This is a genomic window from Corynebacterium sp. KPL2680 (genome assembly GCF_040225675.1).
Taxonomy (GTDB): Bacteria; Actinomycetota; Actinomycetes; order Mycobacteriales; family Mycobacteriaceae; genus Corynebacterium; species Corynebacterium rhinophilum.
Genome location: NZ_JBEHFM010000044.1, coordinates 1 through 4,540, shown reverse-complemented (window position 1 = coordinate 4,540; position 4,540 = coordinate 1). Strand labels below are relative to the sequence as shown.

Sequence of the window (4,540 nt, the reverse complement as noted above, 5' to 3'; positions counted from 1 at the left end):
TCCCCGTAGGTGACCTGCCGGTTCGCGGCGCGAATCAGGTGCACGATGCAGGTTTGTACCATGGAATTCGGCCAGGTTGCCTCCAGAAGCCTCTGGTAGGCCTTTCAGCCCGTCACAGCAGACGATAAAGACGTCTTTGACCCCGCGGTTGGAAAGGTTGGCGCACACGTGTGCCCAAAAGGAAGCACCTTCTTCTTTGGCAATCCACAATCCCAAAATGTGCTTGATGCCATCTAAATCCACGCCGATGGCCATATAAGCACTCTTGTTGACTACCCGGCCGCCGTCGCGGACTTTAATGCGCAACGCATCCAGGAATATCACGGGGTAGAATTGGGCCTGACCCCCGGAAAGTGGACACATCGGGGGCTAGCTATGCTGCTGTGGTCAGTATAGCTGAAGTCTCGGCTTCACAGACATCAGGCGCTACAAGGTTGCACCAGGAGTGGCGCCTGCGGGTGTTGTAGCGCATGCACCACCGGAAGACTTCCTGCCGGCAGGTGATCGGATCTCTCAAAGACTTTCCTATCACGCAAAACTTCCCGCTTTTAGGTGGCGTTAAACGATTCTGCTAGGGCGTTATCAGCACTAGTTCCTACCGTCCCCATGGACTGGCGTACGCCCAGCGACGAGCAGTAGTTTCTGAACGCTTGTGAGGTGTACACGCTGCCGTGATCGGAATGGAAAACAGCCTCATCAAGACTGCCACGCACACCGTATGCGTGGGCTAGAGCATCGATGACCAGTAAGCCTCGCATGTGGTCTGCGAGTGCATAACCTGCAAGTTTCCGTGAATAGGTGTCAATGACTGTGGCCAAATACATGTTTTTGCCTCCCTTACAAGGCAGGTAGGTAATGTCGCCGACATACACACGGTTCGGCTCGTTGGCGGTGAATTTACGGCCTACTAAGTCCGGCATGACACGGTGACCAGGCTTGCGCCTGGTAGTGACGCATCGACGCCGTTTGCTAAAGCCTTTAAGTCCCATGGATTTCATGATGCGTGCAACCTTCTTGTGATTGACCGGGGTATACGCCAGGTCTTCCTTAAGGCTTGCGGCGATGCGTTTAGCTCCGTAAAGCCCGTGCTCATCATCGAAGATGGTTGTGATTCTTGCACCAATAAGACCGTCAGAATATATCTTTAACCTGCGCTTTTTGCGGGTGCTCACCCACTTGTAAAACGAGGAACGATTCAGCTTTAAAACGTGGCACATCCGCTTGACCGAGTACTCGGTTCGGTGGTCATCGACAAACTGGAAGCGGATCACCAGCGTGTCTCTTCGGCAAAATACTTAGCAGCTTTACGTAGAATATCGCGTTCTTCGCGCAGCTTCGCGTTTTCTTTTTCCAGCTGTCGGATTCGTTCGGAATCATTCGCCGCTTGGGCTTTATCCTGCACTGCTTTTATGCGGGCACGTTTGCCGGTGCCGTACTTTTTGACCCAAGAATGCAGCGAGGCTCGATTGATACCGAGCTTGGCTGATGCTTTGTTCAGCGAGAGGTCCTCATTGTTCTCATAGAGGGCCACGGCATCGCGTTTGAACTGTTCTCAGTACCTGGACATGGTGGTAGATTACCTTTCTTCCCAGCTCGACTGGGCTGGATATCAGGTGTCCACCAAACAGGGATCAGGTCCGTGGTCGTTCTGGGTAGAAATAACCACCGCCGCAACATGGGACTCACCGTAAGTTAAATGGCCAGTATCGACTTGGTTGAGAAGTTTTCGCGCGCGGTTTTTGATGTACATTTCATAGTTGCGCTGACTGTCGTCGATCCGCTTCATGACACGTTGCCTAATCCAAGAATCACAGAACGGTAGAAGAATTCTTGAATGAGCAAGCTAGAAAAACAGAAATGGAACGAAGGTGCCTAGCTGTTTGAGGTCATTCAATGGCCGACGACATTTGGCATTAGAGCCGACAGCTCTATTGCTTCTGTGGCTGCTTTTTTAGTATTGAATTTTCTCCGGACATGAGATCTATTATTCCTGAGTTGATTGCGATGATTCCTATCCAAGACCCTGTTATATAGATGAAAAGTGTGCCGAGGAGTATGGCGAAGCAGCTAACTGCCTTTAGCTGTTTCGTTCTTCTGTCATTGGATTCGTCAGGCTGGTAGATCCGGGCAACCATGAGATCAACGGCGGCAACGGCTAGCAAAAAATACGAAATTTTTGTGTAACCGAATAAAGCAAAGACTCCTGAAACCACAAGCACGGCAATCCCTGCAAAGCCAATCAAACGACTCATCAGAAAAACACTCCAAAATATGGTTTGATAAGAAACGTCTCGTTAATTCTACTCGAAAGGTGAGGTCTATCGAATGAAAAAGAAGGTCACGGGAATTGTGCTCGCTCTGAGCATTGCGCTCGGAGGGGCGCATTCGGCTGGGGCTGCCGAATCGACAATGGAAGCTACCGAAGAAATCGGTGCGAATGTCGAAGAAACCACTATCACTACAGAGGGAGATGTGACAACGATCAGTGGCCCTGATGGTGTCACGACCCTGACGGAAGATGCTGCGGCGAACACAATCACCATTAATAGCCCAAATGGAGTGACTGTTTTGAATCGCAATGAGGTGCTCGAGTTTGAGGAACAGGGTGGACATGGGCCGGTTGCGGAAACCCGAGCACGTGGAATCGTTACCGACTGGGAAGCCTACCTGTGTAACGCTGCGACTGCAGCTGTTGTAGGTGGACATGAAGCCACTTGGGAAAAAGCTCTGAAGGTGGCGAAAAATGTAGCTAAGCTTCATCCAGCAACCCGTGCTGCTCTTGTCGCAGGGCATTTGGGGGCAGGCACGTTCCTCTCAACACAGTGCTAGTAACCGTAGGATTTAGACTCAGGGACGCCCCTCTGCAAGCCAAAAGCAGAGGGGCGTCCCTGAGTCTTTCTATTAGAGGTAGCGATATAATGCGGTCCTGCCAATGCTGAGCCTGCGCGCATCCTCAGCCTTCGGGATACCAGCATTCACCCACTCGCGTGCCTGGGCAAGCTTTTCATATGGAGGGCCAAACACTTCTAGGCGATTGAGTACGCCAGGACTGCACCGGGGCAACCGAGCCGGTCGGCTCGGGCGGCAGCCCAGACCGAGCACCTGGAGCCGGACAACGCACCGGCTTGGATATTCCTTTTTCGCACGACCGAAATACGGTCACGCAAAGGAGGTTCCTGTGCAAAAACGCTCGCACCCTCGCACCAGTCTTAAGCGACTTTCTGAACTGCCCTCGCTCGCGCTAGGCGCTGCCATCGGCGCGATATTTGCCGACCCCATGGACGCGATCCACAGCTGGACGGAGCTGCTCGATCTACTTGTCTTCTGGCGCTAGCGCCTACACACTATTGGCACTCTTAGTGACACCGGGGCATAGTTCATCCAACCTAATCTTGTTAAGAGAGGTTTTACTTAACTGCCTAGCGGCAGGGGAACCGTATATTGCTTACGGCATTTCCCACCTATCAGGACCCAAGCATTCCTAGCTCTCGCAGGGTCTTTAGATGCAGATTCACTGTCCGCTTAGTAACGCCGAGTTCGTTCGCTATCTCACGTGCCAATGGAATTTCTCCAGTCTGTGAAAGCGCATCCAAAGCAGCACTAAGGACTCTCGCTTGAGTGCTTTTCCCTTGGATAGAGCGTCGTTTGTTTGCAGCGGCTAGGGCCTCCCGTTGCTCTTGTGCATATTGACCCTCGGGGTCGGTTTTCCAGCGCTCTGCGGCTTTCTTACCGCCTCTACGTCCCATGGTGGCTAGTGCTTTGCGTTCGCTGCTGGTAGCTTTTCCTGGCGCGCTAGAGCTGGTGTAGGCCTTACTCTTGGAGTGGGTGACGTAGCCGCGCACGCGCCTTGCCATGGTCTGGCGGTCGCGCATCGGTGGTATCTCACTGTCGCGTCCTGCTCCGCCGTGACGCTGTGCGACGTTGTAGGCGTGCTCGTAGGCATCAATGATTGCTGCATCCGTCAGACGTTGGGCTTGGGCCCGACCCCCGGAAAGTGGACACATCGGGGGTCGGGCCCTTACACCGCCGCGGACGAGTCCACAGCTAAGGCGGCCTTAGATGAATTTGAAGCCTCTGAATTGGGAGAAAAATATCCACGCTCAGTCAAGGTCTGGCAGGACGCGTGGGCGCGTTTCGTACCGTTTCTGCAGTTCCCGCCAGCAGCAAGGAAGGTCATCTATACGACGAATTCCATTGAGTCGTTTAACAACCAGCTGCGTAAAGCTACTCGCAACAGGGTGCAGTTCACTAACGATGAATCCGCCCTCAAGACGCTGTGGTTGATGATCTGCAATATTGAAGACAAACGAGCCGCAAAGAGAGCCAAGCAAGGCAAACGAGTCTCAAGAACAGCCGGCAGACTCATGGAAGGAGCCCGAGTGTCCGGCTGGAAACAAGCCATCAACCAAATAGCCGTGGCCTTTCCCGACCGCTTCGACAAATACCTATAAACCTAGCCACTGAAGTGTCCCAGGTTTTGTTCCGTTTGAGTAGATGGGAAAATCTGGAACATGCCAAGAAAATTTGACCAGGATGCAAA

At 52.8% G+C, this 4,540-nt stretch carries 3 protein-coding genes and 4 pseudogenes; 2 read left to right on the top strand and 5 right to left on the bottom strand.

Annotated features, from left to right (window positions below):
• The 4 genes and pseudogenes from ABRP66_RS11435 to ABRP66_RS11420 all read right to left on the bottom strand — a co-directional run.
• Positions 1 to 333: pseudogene (locus ABRP66_RS11435) on the bottom strand (transposase); the annotation flags it as partial.
• 40 nt (positions 334 to 373) lie between these two features.
• Positions 374 to 1,552, bottom strand: a pseudogene (locus tag ABRP66_RS11430) (IS3 family transposase); the annotation flags it as partial.
• Positions 1,553 to 1,609: 57 nt separating this feature from the next.
• Entirely contained in the window at positions 1,610 to 1,786 is a 177-nt protein-coding gene (locus ABRP66_RS11425) for a hypothetical protein (RefSeq protein WP_284785896.1), read from the bottom strand.
• A 142-nt stretch (positions 1,787 to 1,928) separates the two neighbouring features.
• Positions 1,929 to 2,252 (bottom strand): hypothetical protein, encoded by a 324-nt coding sequence (locus tag ABRP66_RS11420; protein ID WP_284783297.1) that lies wholly within the window; start codon positions 2,250 to 2,252, stop codon positions 1,929 to 1,931.
• A gap of 73 nt (positions 2,253 to 2,325) precedes the next feature.
• Between ABRP66_RS11420 and ABRP66_RS11415 the strand changes: the two genes are divergently transcribed.
• A complete protein-coding gene (locus ABRP66_RS11415; RefSeq protein WP_284785898.1) occupies positions 2,326 to 2,829 on the top strand; it encodes a hypothetical protein in 504 nt (167 codons plus the stop codon).
• Positions 2,830 to 3,464: 635 nt separating this feature from the next.
• Here the strand turns inward: ABRP66_RS11415 and ABRP66_RS11410 are convergent.
• Positions 3,465 to 3,983: pseudogene (locus tag ABRP66_RS11410) on the bottom strand (replication initiation protein); the annotation flags it as partial.
• Positions 3,984 to 4,013: 30 nt separating this feature from the next.
• Between ABRP66_RS11410 and ABRP66_RS11405 the strand changes: the two are divergent.
• Positions 4,014 to 4,451: pseudogene (locus tag ABRP66_RS11405) on the top strand (transposase); the annotation flags it as partial.
• Positions 4,452 to 4,540: the final 89 nt, after the last annotated feature.